The organism is Streptomyces sp. NPDC031049 (assembly GCF_055571015.1).
Genome location: NZ_JBVIGC010000020.1, coordinates 97170 through 119356, shown reverse-complemented (window position 1 = coordinate 119356; position 22187 = coordinate 97170). Strand labels below are relative to the sequence as shown.

Here is a 22187-nt window from a genome sequence, read left to right as displayed (position 1 = left end):
CGCTCGGGGCACGCTTCACGATATGGGAAACTGGTCTAGACAACCCTGAACACCTGAAGGGCAGCAACACATGGCTGAGCGCCGCGTCAACGTCGGCTGGGCCGAGGGTCTCCACGCCCGCCCCGCCTCCATCTTCGTCCGAGCCGCCACGGCCACAGGCGTCCCGGTGACGATCGCCAAGGCCGACGGCAACCCCGTCAACGCGGCCTCCATGCTGGCCGTCCTGGGCCTGGGCGCCCAGGGTGGCGAGGAGATCGTCCTCGCCTCCGACGCCGAGGGCGCGGACGCCGCCCTGGACCGTCTGGCGAAGCTGGTCTCCGAGGGGCTCGAGGAGCTTCCGGAAACCGTCTGAGCGCCTCCTCGCGCTCGAACGGTGCCGGTTAACGGTGCCGGATATCGGCACGCACCGCCGAAGGGCTCGCCCGAATCACCGGGCGGGCCCTTCGCTTTTTCTTTTCCCCGCGCGCCACCACCGGGCGACAACAATTGATTTCCGGCAGCACGAAGAAGCCCCCTCGAAAGGGACTCTCTTTGTATACGGCGCCGCCGTTAATTCCGCAGGCCCGGTGTGTTTACGGCACGTTGCGGACTTCTCACACCGGCCGTCCGCTCACCGCCCGGGGCGAACCGCAGCCGGTGCGCCGACGACGACCGTTCGGCGTGCAGCGCGGTGAGCGCCCGCGCCCGCTCGCCGTCGCCTCGGGCCACGGCGTCGACGATCGCGCCGTGCTCGGCCCAGGCCTCCACCGGCCCGGCCGGGGCCTCCACCGCGTACATCCAGGCGATCTTGTGCCGCAGCTGGGCCAGCACCGCGACCAGCGCGGGGCTGCCCGAGGCCTGGGCGAGCGTCTCGTGGAACCAGCCGCCCAGGGAGCGCAGGTCGTCGCTGGTGCCCTGCCGGGCGCGGGCCTGCCCCAGCCGGACCAGGCCGCGCAGCACCTTGAGGTGGGCGTCGGTGCGCCGCTGGGCGGCCCGTGCGGCGCCGAGGGGCTCCAGCAGCAGCCGCATCTCCAGCAGGTCGGCGGCCTCCTGCTCGGTGGGTTCGGCCACGCACGCGCCCGCGTGCCGCCGGGTCACCACGAAGCCCTCGGCCTCCAGGGTGCGCAGGGCCTCGCGCACGGGGACGCGGGAGACGCCGTAGCGGCGCGCCAGGAGTTCCTCGGTGAGCCGGCTGCCGCGCTCGTAGACACCGGCGACGATGTCGTCCCGGATCGCCGTGCAGACCGAGTGCGCCGGAATACGCATGACCCACCTCCGCGATGGTCCCGTGCAACGCCGATGATTGACACGTGTTTCCGTGACTCTATGGCAATGGGCCAGGAATTCCGATGGCGGCTGGAATTCATGACCGTTTTTTGGACAACCGGGCGGGCCGGCCGGGTACGCGAAAACGCCGAAAGCCCCGGAGCGGTCCGGGGCTTTCGGCGGTGCGTCGCGCGCGGGACGTCAGATACTGACGCCGTGGGAGCGGAGGTAGGCCAATGGGTCGATGTCCGAGCCGTACTCCTGGCCCGTGCGGGCCTCGAAGTGCAGGTGCGGTCCGGTGGAGTTGCCGGTCGAGCCGGCGAGCCCGATCTGCTGGCCGGGGACGACCGCCTGGCCCACCGAGACACCGATGGACGACAGGTGCCCGTACTGGGTGTACGTCCCGTCGTGCATCCGGATCACGACCTGGTTGCCGTACGCCCCGCCCCAGCCGGCCTCGACGACGGTGCCGGCGCCGACCGACCGCACGGAGGTGCCGGTCGCGGCGTGGAAGTCGATGCCGGTGTGGCTGCCGGAGGACCACAGGCCGCTGGTGGCCCGGTAGCCCGTGGAGACGTAGGAGCCGCTCACGGGGGCGACGTAGGTGGTGAGGCGCTTGCGCTCGGCCTCGCGGGCGGCGCGTTCCTTGGCCTCGCGCGCCTTCTCCGCGGCCACCTGGGCCGCCTCGGCCGCCCGCTGACGCGCGGCCTCCTCGGCCCGCTTCTCGGCGGCGGCCTCTTCGGCGGCCTGCCGCTGCGCGGTGGCCTGAGCGTCGATCTCCTCGGCTATGGAGTCACCGATGGTGACGACCGGGGTGATGCCGGTCTGCTCGGGGACCGGCTCGACGGCGAGCGCCGGGGCCGCGAGGGTGCCGACGACTCCGGTGGTGGTGAGGGCCGCGACACCCGCCGCGCGGGCGGTGGTGCGCTGCATCCGGCTGGGCCGGCGGTGCTTCCCGGTGGCGCGCGTGAACGCCATGAACAGGCTCGTCCTTTCCTTCCCTCTCGCCTACCGGGTTAGCTGACGGGTTCGGAGCAGGAAGGTCTCCTACGGACCCCCCTCGCTGTGCGCGCGGGCGTCCGATTCACCCCAAGGGACTGGTGGGTCCCCGGCTCCCCTGGCTCGCGCCGTACGGGGACTCGGCGATGGCTGCCCGGCGCCGCGGGTGCGACGCAACTGCCTGACGAACAGCCCGGAAGACGCTAAGGCGGAGGACTTTCAATTCCCAAACGGAACTGCGGTTTTGTAGCACACACCACAGGCCAGACAGGCATCTCTACCGCAATTCCGACATACTTGCGACGCGCTTGCCACGGGTGCCTCCGCGCGCACGTCCGACGGACAGGGCCCCGGTGACGCTCGCGTCACCGGGGCCCCACGCGTGTGCGGCTGATCGCCCGTCTACTCGGCGGCCACGACGGTGACTTCGCCGATCCCGAGGGCCTCGACCGGCTTCTTGATCTGCGCCGCGTCGCCGACGAGGACCGTCACCAGGCGGTCCACCGGGAAGGCGTTGACGACCGCCGCGGTGGCCTCCACCGTGCCGGTGGCGGCGAGCTGCTGATAGAGCGTCGCCTGGAAGTCGTCCGGCAGGTGCTGCTCGACCTGGTCGGCGAGCGTGCTCGCCACGGCCGCCGCGGTCTCGTACTTCAGCGGGGCGACCCCGACCAGGTTCTGCACCGCGACGTCGCGCTCGCCGTCGGTGAGCCCCTCCGCGGCGAGCGTGCGCAGCACGGTCCACAGGTCGGCGAGGGCCGGACCGGTGTTCGGGGTGTCGACGGAGCCGCTGATGGCGAGCATCGACGCGCCCGTGCCGTCGGGTGCGGAGCGCAGGACCTGGCCGAACGCCCGCACGCCGTAGGTGTAGCCCTTCTCCTCGCGCAGGACGCGGTCCAGGCGGGAGGTGAGCGTGCCGCCCAGGCAGTAGGTGCCGAGCACCTGGGCGGGCCACACGCGGTCGTGCCGGTCGGGACCGGTGCGGCCGATCAGCAGCTGGGTCTGGACGGCCCCCGGGCGGTCCACGATCACGACCCTGCCGGTGTCGTCGGCGACCACCGGGGGCACCGGGCGCGGCTCGGCCGCGGAGCCGGTCCACGCGCCGAGCGTGTCGCCGAGCAGCGCGTCGAGGTCGATGCCGGTCAGGTCGCCGACGACCACGACGGTGGCCGTGGCGGGGCGGACGTGCCGCTCGTAGAAGGCGCGCACGGCCGCGGAGTCGATGCCGGCGACCGTCTCCTCGGTGCCCTGGCGGGGCCGGGACATCCGCGAGTCCGCCGGGAACAGCTCCTTGGACAGCTCCTTGGCGGCCCGGCGCGAGGGGTTGGCCAGCTCGTGCGGGATCTCGTCGAGGCGGTTGCGCACCAGCCGCTCGACCTCGCTGTCGGCGAACGCGGGCGCCCGCAGGGCGTCGGCGACCAGACCGAGGCCCTTGGCCAGGCGGGAGGCGGGGACCTCCAGGCTGAGCCGGACGCCGGGGTGGTCGGCGTGCGCGTCGAGGGTGGCGCCGCAGCGCTCCAGCTCGGCGGCGAACTCCTCGGCGGAGTGCTTGTCGGTGCCCTCGGAGAAGGCGCGCGCCATGATCGTGGCGACGCCGTCCAGGCCGGCCGGCTCGGCCTCCAGCGGGGCGTTCAGAAGCACCTCGACGGCGACGACCTGCTGGCCGGGGCGGTGGCAGCGCAGGACGGTCAGGCCGTTGCCGAGCGTGCCGCGCCCGGGGGCCGGGAACGCCCAGGGCTTGGGGGCGCCCGCCTGCGGCTGGGGGTGGAAGTCCATGGTGGCGAGCTGCTCGGTCACTGGGCCGCCTCCTCGTTCTCGGCACCGGCGGCTTCGGCGGTTTCGGCTTCGTCGGCTTCGGGTGCGGTCGGCTCGTAGACGAGCACCGCGCGGTTGTCGGGGCGCAGGCGTGCCTTGGCGACCTCCTGGACCTCCTCCGCGGTCACCTCCAGGACCCGCTGGACGGCGGTGAGGGCGAGCTGCGGGTCGCCGAACAGCACGGCGTAGCGGCACAGTTCGTCGGCGCGGCCGGCGACCGTGCCGAGCCGGTCCAGCCACTCGCGCTCCAGCTGGGCCTGGGCGCGCTCCATCTCCTCGGGCGTCGGGCCCTCCTCGGCGAAGCGGGCCAGTTCCTCGTCGATGGCGGCCTCGATGACCGGCACCTCGACGTCGCCGGAGGTCTTCACGTCCAGCCAGCCGAGCGACGGGGCGCCGGCGAGCCGCAGCAGGCCGAAGCCGGCGGCCACGGCGGTGCGGTCGCGGCGGACCAGGCGGTTGTAGAGCCGGGAGGACTCGCCGCCGCCGAGGACGGTGAGCGCCAGGTCGGCGGCGTCGCACGCGCGTGTGCCGTCGTGCGGGAGGCGGTAGGCGGCCATCAGGGCGCGCGCCGGGACCTCCTCCTCGACGACCTCGCGCAGCTGCTCGCCGATGATGTCCGGCAGGGAGCCGTCGCGCGGGGCGGGCTTGCCGTCGTGGCCGGGGATGGAGCCGAAGTACTTCTCGATCCAGGCCAGGGTCTGCTCGGGATCGATGTCGCCGACCACCGACAGCACCGCGTTGTTCGGCGCGTAGTAGGTGCGGAAGAACTGGCGGGCGTCCTCCAGGGTCGCCGCGTCCAGGTCGGCCATCGAGCCGATGGGGGTGTGGTGGTAGGGGTGGCCCTCCGGGTAGGCGAGGGCGGTGAGCTTCTCGAACGCCGTGCCGTAGGGGACGTTGTCGTAGCGCTGGCGGCGCTCGTTCTTGACCACGTCGCGCTGGTTCTCCATGGACTCGTCGTCCAGCGCGGCGAGCAGGGAGCCCATCCGGTCGGCCTCCAGCCAGAGGGCGAGCTCCAGCTGGTGGGCGGGCATGGTCTCGAAGTAGTTGGTGCGCTCGAAGCTCGTCGTGCCGTTCAGCGAGCCGCCGGCGCCCTGCACCAGCTCGAAGTGGCCGTTGCCCTTGACCTGCGCGGAGCCCTGGAACATCAGGTGCTCGAAGAGGTGAGCCAGGCCGGTGCGGCCCTTGACCTCGTGGCGGGAGCCGACGTCGTACCAGAGGCACACCGCCGCGACCGGGGTCAGGTGGTCCTCGGAGAGCACCACGCGCAGGCCGTTGGCCAGGCGGTGCTCGGTCGCTGTCAGGCCGCCGGAGCCTGCCTCGGCTGTGGCCGTGTGACCCATGGGCATGTACGTCCCTTCGATCGCCGAAATCTGGGTGGAGGTAGCGCAGCCGCAGTGGGCGGAACTGCGGGTTTCCTGCCGATCCTGCCACTGTATGCAAGCGTGCGGGGCCTTCGCGAAGTTCCCGGGCGCCGTACGCCGAGAGCGAGAACGCGGGTGACGGGGCGCGCGGCGGACGGAGGCGAGGGCGTGGATCCCGGTGGCGGGGCCGCGGGGGCGGGCGGGCGCCGAGGGCGTACCCTGCGGGCAGCACCGGGCCGGGCAGCCCGCGACGGGTCCTGGCCGGTCGCTGTCAGTGCCGCGGTCCACAATGGTCCCCGTCAGATCACCGTTCAACGCTTCAGCAAGGAGCCGGCAGCGATGGCCCGCCGTAGTACGAAGACCCCGCCGCCCGACGACTCGTACGAGGAGAAGATCCTCGACATCGACGTCGTGGACGAGATGCAGGGCTCGTTCCTCGAGTACGCGTACTCGGTCATCTACTCCCGCGCCCTGCCGGACGCCCGCGACGGCCTGAAGCCGGTGCACCGCCGCATCGTGTACCAGATGAACGAGATGGGCCTGCGCCCCGAGCGCGGCTATGTGAAGTGTGCCCGCGTCGTCGGCGAGGTCATGGGCAAGCTGCACCCGCACGGCGACGCCTCGATCTACGACGCCCTGGTGCGCATGGCGCAGCCCTTCTCCATGCGCGTGCCCCTGGTCGACGGCCACGGCAACTTCGGCTCGCTGGGCAACGACGACCCGCCGGCCGCCATGCGGTACACCGAGTGCCGGATGGCCGAGGCCACCAGCCTGATGACGGAGTCGATCGACGAGGACACCGTCGACTTCGCCCCCAACTACGACGGCCAGGAGCAGGAGCCGGTGGCCCTGCCCGCCGCCTTCCCCAACCTGCTGGTCAACGGCGCCTCGGGCATCGCGGTCGGCATGGCGACCAACATGCCGCCGCACAACCTGCGCGAGGTGATCGCCGCCGCCCGCCACCTGATCCGCCACCCGAACGCCGATCTCGACGCCCTGATGAAGCACGTTCCGGGCCCCGACCTGCCCACCGGCGGCCGGATCGTCGGCCTGCCCGGGATCCGGGACGCCTACGAGACGGGCCGCGGCACGTTCAAGATCCGTGCGACGGTCTCGGTGGAGCCGGTGACGGCCCGCCGCAAGGGCCTCGTCGTCACCGAGCTGCCGTTCACGGTCGGTCCGGAGAAGGTGATCGCCAAGATCAAGGATCTCGTCGGCGCGAAGAAGCTCCAGGGCATCGCCGACGTCAAGGACCTCACCGACCGGGAGCACGGGCTGCGCCTGGTCATCGAGATCAAGAACGGCTTCGTGCCGGAGGCGGTCCTGGAACAGCTCTACAAGCTGACGCCGATGGAGGAGTCCTTCGGCATCAACAACGTCGCGCTGGTGGACGGGCAGCCCCTGACCCTGGGCCTGAAAGAGCTGCTGGAGGTCTACCTCGACCACCGCTTCGACGTGGTCCGGCGCCGCAGCGAGTTCCGCCGCGGCAAGAAGCGCGACCGGCTGCACCTGGTCGAGGGCCTGCTGACCGCCCTGGTCGACATCGACGAGGTCATCCGCCTCATCCGCTCCAGCGAGAACTCCGGCGAGGCCAAGCAGCGCCTGATCGAGCGCTTCTCGCTGAGCGACGTGCAGACGCAGTACATCCTCGACACGCCGCTGCGCCGGCTCACCAAGTACGACCGCATCGAGCTGGAGGCCGAGAAGGACCGGCTGAACGCGGAGATCGAGGAACTGACCCGCATCCTGGAGTCGGACGCCGAGCTGCGCAAGCTGGTCTCCTCCGAACTGGCCGCGGTGGCCAAGAAGTTCGGCACGGACCGGCGTACGGTGCTGCTGGAGTCGGCGGCCACGCCGGCCGCCGTGCCGCTCCAGGTCGCCGACGACCCGTGCCGGGTGCTGCTGTCCTCGACGGGCCTGCTGGCCCGTACGGCGGACGACGCGCCGTTCGACACCGAGGCCGCCGCCAAGCGCGTCAAGCACGACGTGATCGTCTCGGCGGTGCCCGCCACGGCCCGCGGCGAGGTGGGCGTGGTGACCTCCGCCGGCCGTCTGCTGCGGCTGAACGTGGTGGACCTGCCGCAGCTCCCGGAGTCGATGCCGACGCCGAACCTGTCGGGCGGCGCGCCGCTGGCGGAGTTCGTCTCCCTGGAGGACGACGAGACGGTGGTCTGCCTGACCACGCTCGACGAGTCCTCGCCGGGTCTGGCGCTCGGCACCGAACACGGTGTCGTCAAGCGGGTGGTGCCCGACTATCCGGCCAACAAGGACGAGCTGGAGGTCATCACCCTCAGGGAGGGCGACCGCATCGTGGGCGCGACCGAGCTGCGCACCGGCGAGGAGGACCTGGTCTTCATCACCGACGACGCCCAACTGCTGCGCTACCAGGCCTCTCAGGTCCGTCCGCAGGGCCGCCCGGCGGGCGGTGTGACGGGCATCAAGCTCGCCGAGGGCGCCAAGGTCATCTCGTTCACGGCGGTCGACCCGGCGGCGGACGCTGTGGTGTTCACCGTCGCGGGCTCGCGCGGCACGCTGGACGACTCCGTGCAGACCACGGCCAAGCTGACCCCGTTCGACCAGTTCCCGCGCAAGGGCCGCGCCACGGGCGGGGTGCGCTGCCAGCGGTTCCTCAAGGGCGAGGACTGCCTGGCCCTGGCCTGGGCGGGCGCCGCCCCGGCCCGCGCGGCGCAGAAGAACGGCTCGCCCGCCCAGCTGCCGGACATCGACCCGCGGCGGGACGGTTCGGGCGTGTCCCTGCCGAAGACGGTGTCGGCGGTGGCCGGACCGGTCTAGAGCCCGGCTGGGCCTGGACTCCGGCTGGCCCCGGAGTCCGGGCGGCCCGGAGCCCGGCTAGGCCGGGAGGTCGGCCGGCGGTTCGGCGACGGCTTCCTCGTCCGGGTCCCGTACGTAGCGCAGGACGCCCCACATGCCGTGCTCATCGGCGTCCGGGGCGTCGTCGGCGCACGCCCGGAGCTCCTTGTCGAGGGCGGACCCGTCGATGCCGGCGCCGATCAGGACCAGCTGGGTCAGGCGCGTGTCGCCCGGCGCCCAGGGCTCCGGGTAGAAGCGCAGGAAGCGTCCGACGGCGTGCACGGCGTAGCGGTTGCGCGGGTCGTGCGGGCCGAAGTCGACGTATCCCTTGATGCGGTAGAGCCCCTCGGGCCGGCTGTCGAGGAACGCCATCAGCCGCCGTGGGTCGAGCGGCACTTCGGAGGCGAAGGACACGCTGTCGTAGGCGGCGTGCAGATGCCCGGCGTGCTCCTCGGTGCCGTCCTGTTCGTGCAGGTCGTCGAAGGACAGCTGACCGATGCGCTCCTGGCTCGGCCGGCAGTCGAAGAAGAACTCGGGGTCGACGCGACCGTAGGTGGCGGGCACGACGGCGGCGCGGTCGGTGAGGGAGCCCACCAGGCCGAGCACGCGCTCGGCGTCCGGGGCCCGGTCGAGCTTGTTGACCACGACCAGGTCCGCGAGGGCCAGGTGCCGGTCGATCTCCGGGTGGCGGGCACGGGTGTCGTCGAACTCGGCGGCGTCGACCACCTCGACCAGCCCGCCGTAGACGATCCCGGGATGTTCGCTGGCCAGCAGCATGCGGACCAGTTCCTGCGGCTCGGCCAGACCGCTGGCCTCGATGACGATGACGTCGATGCCGGTGTCGGGGCGGGCCAGGCGCTCCAGGTAGACGTCCAGCTCGCCGGGTTCGACGGCACAGCAGAGGCATCCGTTGCCGAGGGAGACGGTGGAGTCGCCGAGCGCGCCGGCCACCGCCATGGCGTCGATCTCGATGGCGCCGAAGTCGTTGACGATCGCGCCGATCCGGCTACCCCCGCTGTGGTGGAGGAGGTGGTTGAGGAGCGTGGTCTTTCCGGAGCCGAGGAAGCCCGCGAGGACGACGACCGGGATCTGCGGGCTCGGGCTCTGCCCCACTGTGCGACCTCTCTCACGCCGACGCGTGCACCGGCACGCGGCTCGGCATACGTGGCGGAAACGAATGCCGGTCCAGGATACGAGCCGCAGGAAACGCCGCGAAGTGAACGATTGTTAGCCGCTCTTGCCGGGCAGACGTCAGGGAAGGCGCCGGACCGTGCGACCCTCGCTTCCCTCCGTGCGCCTCCTCTCCGCCTCCCCGCCGATCAGAGCCGCTCGGCACCCTGGAGGTGGCACGCGCCACCCATCGCTCGCCGGTCCCCGTCCGCCGACCCGCACTCGACGACCGGCGGGCGGTCGCCTGATTCGGGGGTTGACATGGTCACACAGAAGCACGCCGCGGGCCGGTACGGCTCCGCCGCGGCCTGCCTGCTGCTCGCCACCGCCGGGCTGACACTGGCCGCACACCGGCGGCTGCACGAGCGACGGCTGGAACTGGAGGAACAGGCGATCCGGCGCCGGTCGCTGCAACACCAGCAGCGCATGCACTGGGAGTTGCTGCTGAGGGCGATCGACGACCCCTCCCTGGCCGAGGTCATCGACACGTACGACAAGAGCATCCCCGCGGCGCGGCGCCGCCAGTTCTTCTACGCCAACGCCTGGTACGTCAACCTGTACCACGTCCACCGCGCCGGACTCATGGACCAGGAGGAGCTGTACGGGCACCTGCGCGAGCTGTTCCAGAGCCCCGTCTTCCGCGAGTACTGGGAGGCTTCCCGGCACATGCGCGCCGCGCTCAACGACGCCTCCGAGGAGGCCCGGCTCGGGCGCCTCGTCGACGCCCTCGTCCGCGACCTCGACGAGGCCGACACGGACGAGTGGTGGGTCGTCGGCAAACCGCCTGCCGAGTAGCGACGTCCGGCTCGGGGCCTGCTCCGGCCTGCTCGCCCTGCTCCGGCTCGCTCGTGCCTGGTCCGGTCTACTCGCGCCGCTCGGGCCTTGTTCCCGCCGCTCGGGCCTGCTCGGCCGAACAGGTCAACACACCGGCGCCAGTGGGCACGACGGAGTGTTCTTCAGCGATTCGGCCACAGCCGCCTCGCCGGCCCCAGTAGCGTATGGCCGCCACAACCCCGTCGAGATTTCCCTGTTCCTAAGGACCGGTACCTTTGAAGATCGTGCGCCGCATCGGTGTGCCTCCGAGCGCCCGGGGCAGTGCCTCGGGATCCACCTGCCCTGACGTCTTCGAACTGAGCGACGGCAACTTCGCCGTCATCGGCACCGAGGCCACCGAGGCGCTGGAGGGTGAACTGCCCGCAGACGCCGCCCGCGCGGACTACGAACGCATCGTCGTCGTCAGCCGGGAGACGCTCATCCGCGCCAAGGCAGACATTCCCGACGCCTGACCCCCCGCCCCTCCGGCCGCACGCAACCGCCCCGCCGAGCCGGCTCCTCCGGCGAGCAACCGGTACCCCGTCCCTGCTCGACCCGCCCTCGATGAGGCCTGGCGCCAGAACGGCACCAGGCCCCCGTCGTCCCCGCCCGCACCGCACCTCGGCCGCCCGGTCCGCATCTCGTCCTCGGCGCCGCGCACCCGTTCCCGGCACGCACGCCGTCTCAGGCCGCCGGCACCCGTACCGGCGCTCCCGGCCCCACATACCGCGCCGCCGGCCTGATGATCTTCGAATCCGCGGCCTGTTCCAGGATGTTGGCGCTCCAGCCCACGACCCGCGCCGCAGCGAACGTCGGCGTGAACATCTCGCGCGGCAGACCGCACAGCTCCATGACGACGCCCGCGTAGAACTCCACGTTCGTGTGCAGTTCCCGCCCCGGCTTCAGCTCCGCCAGGATCGCCTCGACCCGCCGTTCCACCTCCATCGCGAACTCGACCCGCGGCCCCCCGAACCCCCGGGCCACCTCGCGCAGCATCCGGGAACGTGGGTCCTCCGTGCGGTAGACGGGGTGGCCGAAGCCCATGATGCGGTCGCCGGCGGTCACCCGGTCGCGGATCCAGGCATCGATCCGCTCCCGGCTGCCGATCGCGTCCAGCGTGTCCAACGCCCGGCTGGGCGCCCCGCCGTGCAGCGGTCCGGACAGGGCCGCCACCGCACCGGTGAGACACGCGGCCACGTCCGCCCCGGTGGAGGCGATCACCCGGGAGGTGAAGGTTGACGCGTTGAATCCATGATCAATGGTGGAGATCAAGTACTGCTCGACGGCGCGCGCCCGGCGCTCCTCCGGCACCTCGCCGGTGAGCATGTAGAGGTAGTTCGCCGCGTAGGGCAGGTCCTCGCGCGGCTCCACCGGCTCCAGCCCCCGGCCGAGCCGGTACAGCGCGGTGAGCAGGGTCGGCACGGCCGACGCGGCCACGACCGTGTCGCGGCGGCGCCGGTCCGGGTCGATGTCGTACACCGGCCGGAAACCGTGCGCCGCGCCCAGCATGGACAGGGCGGTACGCAGTCCGGCGAGCGGCCCGGAGCCACCGGTGGCGCGGGCGACGGCGGGCAGCGCCGCGCGCACGTCGTCGGGCAGCCGTCGCAGCGCCGCGGTCTCGGCGGCGAAGGCGGCACCCCGCCGGGCGTCCGGCAGTTCGCCGTGGACCAGCAGATGCCAGACGTCCTCGAAGCCGCGCGTCCGCGCCAGCTCCACGGCCGAGTACTGGCGGTAGTGGTAGAAGCCCTCCGCGCCCCGCACGTCACCGATCTCGGTGTCGGTGACCACGACGCCCGCGAGTCCTCGGGGCACGTCGACGAGCGTGGCGGCAGACCTGTTGACGGACATGATTTCCCTCTCCGTTCCCTACCCGACTTGACTCGACTGTCCACAGTTGACTATTCCTTTGTCAATATTGACTCAATCAATGCAAGGCCGGACGAGGCGGAGGATCGGTACGGTGACCCGCATGCGTGATCAAGAACCCGGCCCGTCCGTCGGTGCCGAGCGCTGGCTCAGCACCAAGGAGGCCGCGGAGCTGCTCGGTGTGAAGCCCGAGACCGTGTACGCCTACGTCAGCCGTGGCCGGCTCAGCAGCAGGCCCGCGCCCGGCGGCCGGGGCAGCACGTTCGACGCCGAGGAGGTCGAGGCGCTCGCCCGCCGCAACGGGCGCGACGGCGGGACTGGCCCGGCCCCCGGCGGAGAGCTGTCCGTGCGGACGCGCCTGACCCTCATCGAGGAGGACCGGTACTACTACCGGGGCGTCGACGCCGTGGAGCTGGCCACGCGGCGCACCTATGAGGAGGTCGCCGAGTGGCTGTGGACCGGCCGGTCCTGCCCCGGGGCCGCCTTCGCCGCGCCCGAGGCCTCCGTCGCCGTCGCCCGCCGCGCGGTGGCGGCCCTGCCCGAGCACACCGCGCCCACGGACCGGCTGCGGGTCGCCGCCATCGCCGCCGCTGCCGCGGACCCGCTGCGCTACGACCTGAGCGAGGACGCCGTGCTCGGCACCGCGCGCGTGCTGATCCCCACGCTGGTCGCCGCCCTCCCTCCGGTCCGACGCGACGCCCGCCCCGACCAGGGACCACTCGCCCAGCGGCTGTGGACGCGCCTCAGCGGACACCCGGCCGACGAGGCGTCCCTGCGCGCCCTCGACGCGGCCCTCGGCCTGCTCGCCGACCACGACCTGGCCGCGTCGACGCTCGCCGTGCGGGTCGCCGCCTCCGCCCGCGCGCACGCCTACGCGGCCGTCTCCGCCGGACTCGGCGTGATCGAGGGTCCGCTGCACGGCGCGGCGAGCGGACTCGCGCACCGGCTGCTGCTGGAGGCGCTCGACCACGGCAGCGCGGCGCCCGTGGTCGCGGAGGAGCTGCGGGCCGGCCGCCGCGTCCCGGGGCTGGGCCACCGGCTCTACCCGGGCGAGGACCCACGCGCGCGTGCCCTGTTCGCCCTTTTGGAGGACGTCCCCGGGACCGGCCCCGCCCTCGCCGCGGCCCGCGACATCGTGGCCACCACCGCCCGGCACACGCCGCTGCACGCCAATGTGGACCTCGCGCTGGCCGTGCTCACCGCCTCCAGCGGCATGCCCGCCAGCGCGGGCGAGACGATCTTCGCCGTGGCCCGTACGGCGGGCTGGATCGCCCACGCCCTGGAGGAGTACGGGGAACGTCCGCTGCGCATGCGCCCGAGCGGGGCCTACGCGGGTCCGCGACCGCCCCGGCCCCTCCCCTGACGGCCCGCGCGGCGGACGAGCGACGACCCCGGAACGGCTGCGGGCGGCTACGGGCGGCCACCCGGACGGCTGAGGAGGCCGTGGCCGTCCGCGAGCCGAGGCCGACCACGGGAGCCGGGACCGGCCGCGGGCGGTTCGCGGGTCCGTCCCGGACATCACTCCCGTAACACGACGAACCCGCGCGGTGGACAAGTCACCGGGTGCCAAGTCAGGTTAGGCTCACCTCTGTGAGTACGTGCTCAACCGTCTCCAGGGACCTCGACGAGCCCGTCGCGGGCACCGCGGCCACCGCCAGGACCTGGCTGTTGCTGGAGCAGCCCGGGCCCTGGGGGGCGAAGGCGCTCACATCCAGCCACCTGGACCCCGCCCTGGGACGCGCGCTGGAGAAGGCCGCCAAGGGCACGGGCGTGCGCATCGCGCTCATCCGCCGGCCCGGACGCCACGCCGACTGCGGCGCCCTCGCCGAGCGCCGCGTCTACGCGGCCCACACCGTGCCGGGCAGCGCATGGCTGCACGGCGCGACGATCACCGACCCCGAGCTGCTGCTCGGCCTCGACTTCGCCGCCCTCGGCAACGGGGACGCCCGCGGCTTCGACACCGTCCTGGGCGGCCGCCCGCACACCGGCGATCCGCTCGCACTCGTCTGCACCAACGGCAAGCGGGACCGGTGCTGCGCACTGCTGGGCCGCCCGCTCGCCGCGGAACTCGCCGCCTCCGGAGCCGAGGGCGTCTGGGAGGTCACCCATCTGGGCGGACACCGCTTCTCGCCCACGATGCTCGTCCTGCCGTACGGATACTCCTACGGCCGCGTCGAGGCGCACGCCGTCAAGGGCATCCTGCACGGGGTGCGGGCGGGCCGGATCGTACTGGAGGGCTGCCGCGGCGGCTCCGCCTGGGAGCGGCCCGGCCAGGCCGCGGAACTGGCCGTGCGCAGGACGACCGGCGAGAAGCGCGCCGAGGCCCTGAGCGTCACCCGGACGGACGGCAGCGCGCCGCGCTGGGAGGTGACCGTCGCCCACGTCGACGGCCGGCACTGGCGGGTGACCGTCGCCCAGAGCGCCTCGGCCCCGCCCCGGCCCGAGAGCTGCGGCACGTCGGTGCTGGGGTCGCCCGCGCGGATGGAGGTCACGGAAGTCCGCGAGCTGGCGGTGACCACGGCGCTCGCCGGCTGACAACGGCACGACGCTCACCGGCTGGCGGTGGCACGATGCTCACCGGCTGGCGGTGGCACGATGCTCACCGGCTGACAGCGGCACGGCGCTCGCCCGCTGGCGGTGGCCAGGGCGCTCACCGGCCGACCGTGGCGGCGCCGCTCGTCGGCCGACGCACCTAAACCCGCTCCTCCCCGCGGCACCCCGGACGTGCCCCTCCCCCTCGGCGGACCACCCGATCACCGCGCGAGATCCACGTCACAACCCCCTACGGGCCCGCGTACCGGGCCACGTACCGTCAGGGTATGAGCCCCACTCCCCCCGCACGCCGCCTGCGCCTCGGGCTGCCGCGGCGGATGTTCTCACAGGTCCTGCTGATGCAGCTGGCGATCGCCGCGGGCGTCGCGGTGCTCGCGACCGGGCTGTTCCTCGCCCCGCTCGGTGACCAGCTGGACGACCAGGCGATGCGCCGGGCGCTGGCCATCGCGCAGACGACCGCGCAGCAGCCGCAGATCGTGCGGGACCTGCGCACCACGCCCGCCGCGCCGGACGGTCCCGTCCAGCGGGAGGCGGAGCGCGTCCGCGAGGCCACCGGGGCCGAGTACGTCGTGGTGATGGACCGCCGGGGCGTGCGCTGGTCGCACACCGATCCCGGGCGGGTCGGCGGGACCGTGTCGACCGACCCGGGCGAGGCCCTGGCCGGCCACGAGGTCATGGAGATCGACGAGGGCACGCTGGGCCGCTCCGCCCGCGGCAAGGTGCCCCTGCGCGACGGGGACGGCGACATCGTCGGGGCGGTCTCGGTCGGCATCGCCTACGACAGCGTCCGGGCCCGGCTGATCCACGCCATTCCCGGGCTGTTCGCCTACGCCGGCGGAGCGCTGGCCGTCGGCGCGCTGGCCGCGTGGCTGATCTCGCGCCGGGTGCAGCGGCAGACCCGTGACCTGGCCTTCTCCGACATCTCGGCGCTGCTCGCGGAGCGGGAGGCCATGCTGCACGGCATCCGCGAGGGCGTCGTCGCCCTGGACCGGGGCGGCCGTGTCCGCCTGCTGAACGACGAGGCGCAGCGGCTGCTGGACATCGGTGGCGAGGCCGTCGGCCGTTCCCCCGACGAGGCGCTCGGCGCGGGGCGGACGGCCGACGTCCTGGCCGGCCGGGTGAGCGGTACCGACCTGCTCACGGTCCGCGGCCAGCGGGTGCTGGTCGCCAACCGCATGCCCACCGACGACGGCGGTGCCGTCGCCACCCTGCGGGACCGCACCGAACTGGAGCAGCTGGGCCGGGAGCTGGACTCGACGCGCGGGCTGATCGACGCCCTGCGGGCCCAGGACCACGAGCACGCCAACCGCATGCACACGCTCCTGGGGCTGCTGGAGCTGGAGATGTACGACGAGGCTCTGGAGTTCGTGGGCGAGGTGGTCGGTGACCACCGGGCCACCGCCGAGCAGGTCACCGAGCGCGTCGGGGACCCGCTGCTCGCCGCGCTGCTGGTCGGCAAGGCGACCGTCGCGGCCGAGCGCGGGGTCGCGCTGTGGGTGTCGGACCGGACCAGGCTGCCCGACCGGCTGGTGGACCCGGGCGGAGTGGTGACCATCGTCGGCAACCTGGTGGACAACGCGCTGGACGCCGCCGCGGGCACCGCGCACGCGCGCGTGGAGCTCACGTTGCGCTCGGAAGGGCGGACGGTGATCCTCACGGTGCGGGACACCGGCCCCGGTGTCCCGCCCGAGCACCGGGAGCTCGTGTTCACCGAGGGCTGGTCCACCAAGGAACCGCCGGCGCACCGCCAGCGCGGCATCGGACTGTCCCTGGTGCGCAGGCTCGCGGAACGCCAGGGCGGCAGTGCCGCGGTCGCCGAGGCGCCGGGCGGCGGAGCGGAGTTCACCGTCGTCCTGCCCGAGGCGCTGGCCGGGGCGGAACCGGAATCCGCGCTCACCGGCGTCGCCGCCCCCGCGGGCACCGCGCACCGCGCGGAAGCCGCGCACATCGTCGCCGCGGACACCGCTGTCGCCGCGGACACCGCTGCCGAGGAGGAGTCACGATGATCGAGGTCCTGGTCGTGGACGACGACACGCGGGTCGCGCGGGTCAACGCGGCCTACGTGGAGAAGGTGCCGGGCTTCCACGTCGCCGGGCAGGCGCACAATGCCGCGCAGGCCCTGCACGGCCTGGGGGCGCTGCCCCGGGTGGACCTGGTCCTGATGGACCACTACCTGCCCGACCGCACCGGCCTGGAGGTCGTCCAGGAGATGCGGCGGCGCGGCCACGAGACCGACGTGATCATGGTGACCGCCGCGCGGGACGTGACGACGGTGCAGGCGGCGATGCGGCAGGGGGCGCTGCAGTACCTGGTCAAGCCGTTCAACTTCGCCGGTCTGCGCGCGAAGCTGGAGGCGTACGCCGGTCTGCGGCGCACCCTCGACGGCGGTGGCGAGGCCGAACAGGCCGAGGTGGACCGCATCTTCGGCGCGCTGTCGGCCCCCTCGGAGCCGGGGCTGCCCAAGGGCCACTCCCCCACCACGGCGGAGCTGGTGCGCCAGTCCCTGATGAAGGCCGACGGCCCGCTGTCGGCCCAGGAGATCGCCGAGCTGACCGGTGTGAGCCGGCAGACCGCCCAGCGCTACCTGAAGCTCCTGGAGCGCACGGGCCGGGCGCGGCTGACCCTCCGGTACGGCGAGGCGGGCCGTCCGGAACACCGGTACGAGTGGGCCTCCCGCACCTGACGGGCGTACCGCCACGCCGGTGAGGGCACGCGCGCCCTCACACGCCCCTGGCCCCAGCCGTCCGGTCCGGCCGCCGCCCCGTCCGCCTCAGACCGCCCCGGCCCCCGTCAGCGACCGCACCTCCGTCTCGGCGTGCTTGGCCTCGTCCGGGGCCTCCCGCGAGGTGCGGGTGCCGAGCCAGCCCGCGAGGAAGCCCAGCGGAATGGAGACGAGGCCGGGGTTCTGAAGGGGGAAGAGCTGGAAGTCGACGCCCGGGAACAGCGCGTCGGGGCTGCCCGACACCACCGGTGAGAGCAGCACCAGCAGCACGGCCGGACCCAGTCCGCCGTAGACAGCCCACACGGCGCCACGGGTGGTGAAGCCGCGCCAGAACAGCGAGTACAGCAGCACCGGCAGATTGGCGGAGGCCGCGACGGCGAAGGCGAGGCCGACCAGGAAGGCCACGTTGAGGTCCCGGGCCAGCAGGCCGAGCGCGATCGCGACCGCGCCGATGCCGACGGCGGCGAGACGGGCGACGGCCACCTCGCTGCGCGGCTTGCCGCGCCGGCGCCGCAGGGACGCGTACAGATCGTGGGCGACGGACGCCGACGAGGCCAGGGTGATGCCGGCGACGACCGCGAGGATGGTGGCGAAGGCGACGGCGGCGACGACGGCGAACAGAACCGTTCCGCCGGTGGAGTCGGCGCCGCCGCCGAGGTCCAGGGCGAGCAGCGGGACCGCCGTGTTCCCGGCCGCGTTCGACTCTCGTACGGTGTTCGTGCCGACCACGGCGGCGGCGCCGAAGCCGAGGACGATCGTCATCAGGTAGAAGCTCCCGATGAGGCCGATCGACCAGACGACCGACCGCCGCGCGGCCCGGGCGGTCGGCACGGTGTAGAAGCGGGACAGGATGTGCGGCAGCCCCGCCGTGCCCAGGACCAGGGCGAGTCCGAGGCTGATGAAGTCGAACCGGGCGGTCCAGTCCACGCCGTAGGCCAGTCCGGGTGCGAGGAAGGCGTCCCCGTGACCGCTGCGTTCGGCGGCGGTGAGCAGCAGGTCGTCGAAGTCGCCGTGGAAGCGGACGAGGACGAGCACGGTCAGCGCGATGGTGCCGCCGAGCAACAGGACCGCCTTCACGATCTGGATCCACGTGGTGGCCCGCATCCCTCCCATCGACACATAGACGACCATCAGCGCGCCGACGCCGATGACCGTCCAGGCCCGGGCCGTCTCGCTGGTGCCGCCGAGGAGCAGTGCGACGAGGCTGCCCGCGCCCACCATCTGCGCCACCAGGTAGAGAACGGACACGGTGACCGAGGAGGTTCCCGCGGCGATCCGTACGGGCCGCTCCCGCATCCGCGCCGCCACGACGTCGGCGAGGGTGAACCGTCCGCAGTTGCGAACCAGTTCGGCGACGAGGAGCAGCACCACCAGCCAGGCCACGAGGAAGCCCACCGAGTACAGCATGCCGTCGTAGCCGTAGAGGGCGATGAGGCCGGAGATACCGAGGAAGGACGCGGCGGACATGTAGTCGCCCGCGATGGCAAAACCATTCTCCATGGGGGAGAACAGCCGGCCGCCCGCGTAGAACTCCTCCGCGGTGCCGTGCCGGTTGCGGCTCACCCAGGTCGTGATGCCCAGGGTGACGGCGACGAACGCGCTGAACAGCACCAGCGCCAGGGTCTGGTGGCCGACGGTCACGAGGCACCGCCCCGGGCGCCGCGGGTCAGTTCCTGGGTGTCCCAGCGCAGTTCGAGCGCGGCCCGGTCCCGGCGCAGCCGCGCGTGACGGGCGTAGGCCCAGGTGAGCAGGAAGGTGGTGAGGAACTGGCCGAGTCCGGCGACCATCGCCACGTTCACGGCTCCGGCCACCGGCCGGGCCATGAGGTCGGGTGCGGTGGTGGCGGCCACCACGTAGGCGACGTACCAGGTGAAGAAGCCGACCGCCGCCGGCACCACGAACCTGCGGTAGCGGCTGCGCACCTCCTGGAAGGCCGCGCTGCGCTGCACCTCCAGGTACACGTCCGCCGCGTCCGGGACGTCGCCGGGCTCCCTGCGCGCCGACGGCACCGGCGCCGCGGGAGCGTTTTCGGCCGTCGACTCGCCCCAGCCGGAGGCGAGGGCGTCGTACCAGGGGTCGTCGTACTGCGGACCGCCTCCCGTTCCGGAGAGGCGGTCATTGCGTGACTGCATGCCCAAGGATGGACAGAACGGGAAGATCCCCGACTCTTCTTCCCCTCGCTCTTCACCCCATCAGGTGACCGCTCCCGCCCGGTGCCGGGCCGCCGCCGGGCAGGGCGGCGGACCGGGTGCGCTCAGGCCCGGCCCCGGGTGCGCCGCGGTGGGGCCGGGGTGCGCTGAGGCAGGGACCGGGGTGCGCTGAGGCGGGGCCCGGGTCTACGCGTCGATGCGCGACCGGTCGAGCGTCGCCGCCGAGTTCGAGATGAACTCCTTGCGGGGCGCGACGTCGTTGCCCATCAGCAGGTCGAACACCTGCTCGGCGGATTCGAGGTCGGTGAGGTTGATCCGGCGCAGGGTGCGGCGGCGCGGGTCCATGGTCGTCTCGGCCAGCTGGTCGGCGTCCATCTCGCCCAGGCCCTTGTAGCGCTGGATGGAGTCCTTGTAGCGGATGCCCTTGGTCTGGAACTCCATGAGCTTGTCGCGCAGCTCGCGGTCCGAGTACGTGTAGACGTACTTGTCCTGGCCCTTCTTGGGCTGGATCAGCTCGACCCGGTGCAGCGGCGGCACGGCGGCGAACACCCGCCCGGCCTCGACCATGGGCCGCATGTAGCGGTGGAACAGGGTCAGCAGCAGGGTGCGGATGTGGGAGCCGTCCACGTCGGCGTCCGTCATCATGATGATCTTGCCGTAGCGGGCCGCGTCGATGTCGAAGGTCCGGCCGGACCCGGCTCCTATGACCTGGATGATCGCGCCGCACTCGGCGTTCTTGAGCATGTCCGTGACGGACGACTTCTGGACGTTGAGGATCTTGCCCCGGATCGGCAGCAGCGCCTGGAACTCGGAGTTCCGGGCCAGCTTCGCCGTGCCCAGCGCGGAGTCGCCCTCGACGATGAACAGCTCGCTGCGGTCGACGTCGTCGCTGCGGCAGTCGGCGAGCTTGGCGGGCAGCGAGGAGGACTCCAGGGCCGTCTTGCGGCGCTGGGCGTCCTTGTGCTGCCGGGCGGCGATCCGGGTGCGGGCGGCGGCGACGGCCTTCTCCATGACGACGCGGGCCTGCTGGGCGGCGTCGCGCTTGGTGGAGGTCAGGAACGCCTTCAGTTCCTTGGTGATGACGTTGTTCACGATGCGGCGGGCCGCCGAGGTGCCGAGGACCTCCTTGGTCTGGCCCTCGAACTGCGGCTCGGCGAGCCGGACGGTGACGACCGCCGTGAGGCCCTCGAGGGCGTCGTCCTTGACGATGTCGTCCTCTGCGACGCGCAGCAGCTTCTTGGCGCGCAGCACCTCGTTCATCGTCCTGGTGACGGCCTGCTCGAAGCCGGCGACGTGGGTGCCGCCCTTGGGGGTGGCGATGATGTTGACGAACGACTTGACCGTCGTGTCGTAGCCGGTCCCCCAGCGCAGCGCGACGTCCACGCCCAGGTCGCGGGTGACCTCGGTGGGCGTCATCTGGCCGCGTTCGTCGAGGACCGGGACGGTCTCCTTGAAGGTGCCCTGACCGGTGAAGCGGAGGACATCGCAGACGGGCTTGTCGCTCGCCAGGAACTCGCAGAACTCGCTGATGCCGCCGTCGAAGCGGAAGGACTCCTCGCCCTTGCTGCCGCCCTCGCCGAGCCCGTACTCGTCCCGGACGACGATGGTCAGGCCCGGCACCAGGAACGCGGTCTGGCGGGCGCGCTGGTGCAGCGTGTCCAGGGAGAGCTTGGCGTCCTTGAGGAAGATCTGGCGGTCGGCCCAGTAGCGCACGCGCGTGCCGGTGCGCGTCTTGGGGATCTTCTTGGCCTTGCGCAGGCCGCCCTTCGCCTCGAACTTCGCGTCCGGCCCGAGGGCGGCGAAGGCGCCGGGGACCCCGCGCCGGAAGCTGATGGCGTGGGTGTGGCCGCCGCGGTCCACCTCGATGTCCAGCCGCGCGGAGAGGGCGTTCACCACGGAGGCGCCCACGCCGTGCAGACCGCCGGAGGCGGCGTAGGAGCCGCCGCCGAACTTGCCGCCGGCGTGCAGCTTGGTCATCACGACCTCGACGCCGGAGAGGCCGGTCTTGGGCTCGACGTCGACCGGGATGCCACGGCCGTTGTCACGGACCTCCACCGAGCCGTCGTCGTGGAGGACGACCTCGATGTGGTCGCAGTAGCCGCCGAGGGCCTCGTCGACGGAGTTGTCGATGATCTCCCACAGGCAGTGCATCAGGCCACGGCTGTCGGTCGAGCCGATGTACATGCCCGGGCGCTTGCGGACGGCCTCGAGCCCCTCGAGGACGAGCAGGTGCCGCGCGGTGTAGTTGGAACCGTCCCGGTCTGCTCCTGCCAGCAGCGCTGTGGACGGCACGGACGTCTCGGCGGTCACGCGGTTCGCTCCTCGCTGAATTTCAGATGGGGCCCTGATGGGTATGGGCGCGGCGTCGTTCACCGCTCAGAGGGTACCGAGGCCTGGTAGAGCCGTTGTCACGCCACCCTCGTCGGGAACTCACACTAGACCAAGGTCGCATACTTGTTCGATCCCTCGATGGAGTGAAGCACACATCACGTTCCCTTCGAGGCATGAACCATTTAGGCTCCGGGCACGTCCTCATGAACAAACCGGCAACCCAGCCGGCAGGGACTGACACTGACCGACAGCGCGAAACCGTACGACACACAGACACGCACTACGGCACATTCGCCGCCAACCGGCAACAGCCAGCCTCCCCGGAAAGATTTTTCGAGGAAAAGCCACGAGCGG

17 protein-coding genes and 1 riboswitch are annotated in these 22187 nt (G+C 72.5%); of the genes, 8 read left to right on the top strand and 9 right to left on the bottom strand.

Annotated elements, in window-relative coordinates:
• The first annotated feature begins 70 nt into the window (after positions 1-70).
• Complete coding sequence (locus ACZ45Q_RS28515; RefSeq protein WP_019755624.1) at positions 71-352, top strand: HPr family phosphocarrier protein; 282 nt, start codon at positions 71-73, stop codon at positions 350-352.
• A gap of 197 nt (positions 353-549) precedes the next feature.
• Here the strand turns inward: ACZ45Q_RS28515 and ACZ45Q_RS28510 are convergent, their stop codons facing one another.
• The 4 genes from ACZ45Q_RS28510 to ACZ45Q_RS28495 all read right to left on the bottom strand — a co-directional run bounded on the left by ACZ45Q_RS28510 (position 550) and on the right by ACZ45Q_RS28495 (position 5402).
• The gene (locus tag ACZ45Q_RS28510) at positions 550-1245 is read right to left on the bottom strand and encodes a GntR family transcriptional regulator (RefSeq protein ID WP_468266484.1); all 696 of its coding nucleotides are present in this window, start codon (positions 1243-1245) and stop codon (positions 550-552) included.
• Between the two features lie 201 nt (positions 1246-1446).
• Positions 1447-2223, bottom strand: coding sequence for a M23 family metallopeptidase (locus ACZ45Q_RS28505; RefSeq protein WP_468266482.1), 777 nt, complete (start codon positions 2221-2223; stop codon positions 1447-1449).
• Between the two features lie 12 nt (positions 2224-2235).
• Positions 2236-2400: riboswitch (cyclic di-AMP (ydaO/yuaA leader) on the bottom strand.
• A 246-nt stretch (positions 2401-2646) separates the two neighbouring features.
• Positions 2647-4017: a M16 family metallopeptidase gene (locus ACZ45Q_RS28500; RefSeq protein ID WP_468266532.1), complete on the bottom strand. Its 1371-nt coding sequence runs from the start codon at positions 4015-4017 to the stop codon at positions 2647-2649.
• Positions 4018-4034: 17 nt separating this feature from the next.
• Entirely contained in the window at positions 4035-5402 is a 1368-nt protein-coding gene (locus tag ACZ45Q_RS28495) for a M16 family metallopeptidase (protein WP_468266480.1), read from the bottom strand.
• A gap of 354 nt (positions 5403-5756) precedes the next feature.
• On the opposite strand from ACZ45Q_RS28495, the gene ACZ45Q_RS28490 reads away from it, so the two are divergent.
• Positions 5757-8210 (top strand): DNA gyrase/topoisomerase IV subunit A, encoded by a 2454-nt coding sequence (locus ACZ45Q_RS28490; RefSeq protein WP_468266478.1) that lies wholly within the window; start codon positions 5757-5759, stop codon positions 8208-8210.
• Positions 8211-8267: 57 nt separating this feature from the next.
• Here ACZ45Q_RS28490 and ACZ45Q_RS28485 read toward each other — a convergent pair whose 3' ends face one another.
• On the bottom strand, positions 8268-9341 hold the full coding sequence (locus ACZ45Q_RS28485) for a CobW family GTP-binding protein (RefSeq protein ID WP_468266476.1): 1074 nt from the start codon (positions 9339-9341) through the stop codon (positions 8268-8270).
• 318 nt (positions 9342-9659) lie between these two features.
• On the opposite strand from ACZ45Q_RS28485, the gene ACZ45Q_RS28480 reads away from it, so the two are divergent.
• Positions 9660-10193 carry a DUF6082 family protein gene (locus ACZ45Q_RS28480; RefSeq protein ID WP_468266474.1) on the top strand — a complete coding sequence of 178 codons (534 nt, stop codon included), beginning with the start codon at positions 9660-9662 and terminating at the stop codon, positions 10191-10193.
• A 254-nt stretch (positions 10194-10447) separates the two neighbouring features.
• On the top strand, positions 10448-10684 hold the full coding sequence (locus ACZ45Q_RS28475; protein WP_468266471.1) for a hypothetical protein: 237 nt from the start codon (positions 10448-10450) through the stop codon (positions 10682-10684).
• A gap of 211 nt (positions 10685-10895) precedes the next feature.
• Here the strand turns inward: ACZ45Q_RS28475 and ACZ45Q_RS28470 are convergent, their stop codons facing one another.
• Positions 10896-12059 carry a citrate synthase/methylcitrate synthase gene (locus ACZ45Q_RS28470; protein ID WP_468266469.1) on the bottom strand — a complete coding sequence of 388 codons (1164 nt, stop codon included), beginning with the start codon at positions 12057-12059 and terminating at the stop codon, positions 10896-10898.
• 121 nt (positions 12060-12180) lie between these two features.
• On the opposite strand from ACZ45Q_RS28470, the gene ACZ45Q_RS28465 reads away from it, so the two are divergent.
• The 4 genes from ACZ45Q_RS28465 (at position 12181) to ACZ45Q_RS28450 (ending at position 17313) form a co-directional block, all read left to right on the top strand.
• A complete protein-coding gene (locus ACZ45Q_RS28465) occupies positions 12181-13440 on the top strand; it encodes a citrate synthase (protein WP_468266467.1) in 1260 nt (419 codons plus the stop codon).
• Positions 13441-13667: 227 nt separating this feature from the next.
• Positions 13668-14612, top strand: a complete 945-nt coding sequence (locus ACZ45Q_RS28460) for a sucrase ferredoxin (RefSeq protein ID WP_468266465.1) — start codon at positions 13668-13670, stop codon at positions 14610-14612.
• Positions 14613-14896: 284 nt separating this feature from the next.
• Complete coding sequence (locus ACZ45Q_RS28455; RefSeq protein WP_468266463.1) at positions 14897-16636, top strand: sensor histidine kinase; 1740 nt, start codon at positions 14897-14899, stop codon at positions 16634-16636.
• Complete coding sequence (locus ACZ45Q_RS28450; RefSeq protein WP_468266461.1) at positions 16633-17313, top strand: response regulator; 681 nt, start codon at positions 16633-16635, stop codon at positions 17311-17313. Before ACZ45Q_RS28455 ends, ACZ45Q_RS28450 begins: the two co-directional genes overlap by 4 nt.
• An 87-nt stretch (positions 17314-17400) precedes the next feature.
• Here the strand turns inward: ACZ45Q_RS28450 and ACZ45Q_RS28445 are convergent, their stop codons facing one another.
• The 3 genes from ACZ45Q_RS28445 to ACZ45Q_RS28435 all read right to left on the bottom strand — a co-directional run bounded on the left by ACZ45Q_RS28445 (position 17401) and on the right by ACZ45Q_RS28435 (position 21812).
• A complete protein-coding gene (locus ACZ45Q_RS28445; protein ID WP_468266459.1) occupies positions 17401-18993 on the bottom strand; it encodes a solute symporter family protein in 1593 nt (530 codons plus the stop codon).
• Positions 18990-19484, bottom strand: a complete 495-nt coding sequence (locus tag ACZ45Q_RS28440) for a DUF485 domain-containing protein (RefSeq protein WP_468266457.1) — start codon at positions 19482-19484, stop codon at positions 18990-18992. The genes ACZ45Q_RS28445 and ACZ45Q_RS28440 overlap by 4 nt, the downstream gene beginning before the upstream one ends.
• A 204-nt stretch (positions 19485-19688) precedes the next feature.
• Positions 19689-21812 (bottom strand): DNA gyrase/topoisomerase IV subunit B, encoded by a 2124-nt coding sequence (locus ACZ45Q_RS28435; protein WP_468266455.1) that lies wholly within the window; start codon positions 21810-21812, stop codon positions 19689-19691.
• Positions 21813-22187 lie beyond the last annotated feature (375 nt).

Coding starts and splice junctions, on each gene's coding strand:
- ACZ45Q_RS28510 (WP_468266484.1), bottom strand. CDS start 1,245: ATGCGTATTCCGGCGCACTCGGTCTGCACGGCGATCCGGGACGACATC.
- ACZ45Q_RS28440 (WP_468266457.1), bottom strand. CDS start 19,484: ATGCAGTCACGCAATGACCGCCTCTCCGGAACGGGAGGCGGTCCGCAG.
- ACZ45Q_RS28450 (WP_468266461.1), top strand. CDS start 16,633: ATGATCGAGGTCCTGGTCGTGGACGACGACACGCGGGTCGCGCGGGTC.
- ACZ45Q_RS28515 (WP_019755624.1), top strand. CDS start 71: ATGGCTGAGCGCCGCGTCAACGTCGGCTGGGCCGAGGGTCTCCACGCC.
- ACZ45Q_RS28455 (WP_468266463.1), top strand. CDS start 14,897: ATGAGCCCCACTCCCCCCGCACGCCGCCTGCGCCTCGGGCTGCCGCGG.
- ACZ45Q_RS28505 (WP_468266482.1), bottom strand. CDS start 2,223: ATGGCGTTCACGCGCGCCACCGGGAAGCACCGCCGGCCCAGCCGGATG.
- ACZ45Q_RS28470 (WP_468266469.1), bottom strand. CDS start 12,059: ATGTCCGTCAACAGGTCTGCCGCCACGCTCGTCGACGTGCCCCGAGGA.
- ACZ45Q_RS28480 (WP_468266474.1), top strand. CDS start 9,660: ATGGTCACACAGAAGCACGCCGCGGGCCGGTACGGCTCCGCCGCGGCC.
- ACZ45Q_RS28500 (WP_468266532.1), bottom strand. CDS start 4,017: ATGGACTTCCACCCCCAGCCGCAGGCGGGCGCCCCCAAGCCCTGGGCG.
- ACZ45Q_RS28465 (WP_468266467.1), top strand. CDS start 12,181: ATGCGTGATCAAGAACCCGGCCCGTCCGTCGGTGCCGAGCGCTGGCTC.
- ACZ45Q_RS28490 (WP_468266478.1), top strand. CDS start 5,757: ATGGCCCGCCGTAGTACGAAGACCCCGCCGCCCGACGACTCGTACGAG.
- ACZ45Q_RS28495 (WP_468266480.1), bottom strand. CDS start 5,402: ATGCCCATGGGTCACACGGCCACAGCCGAGGCAGGCTCCGGCGGCCTG.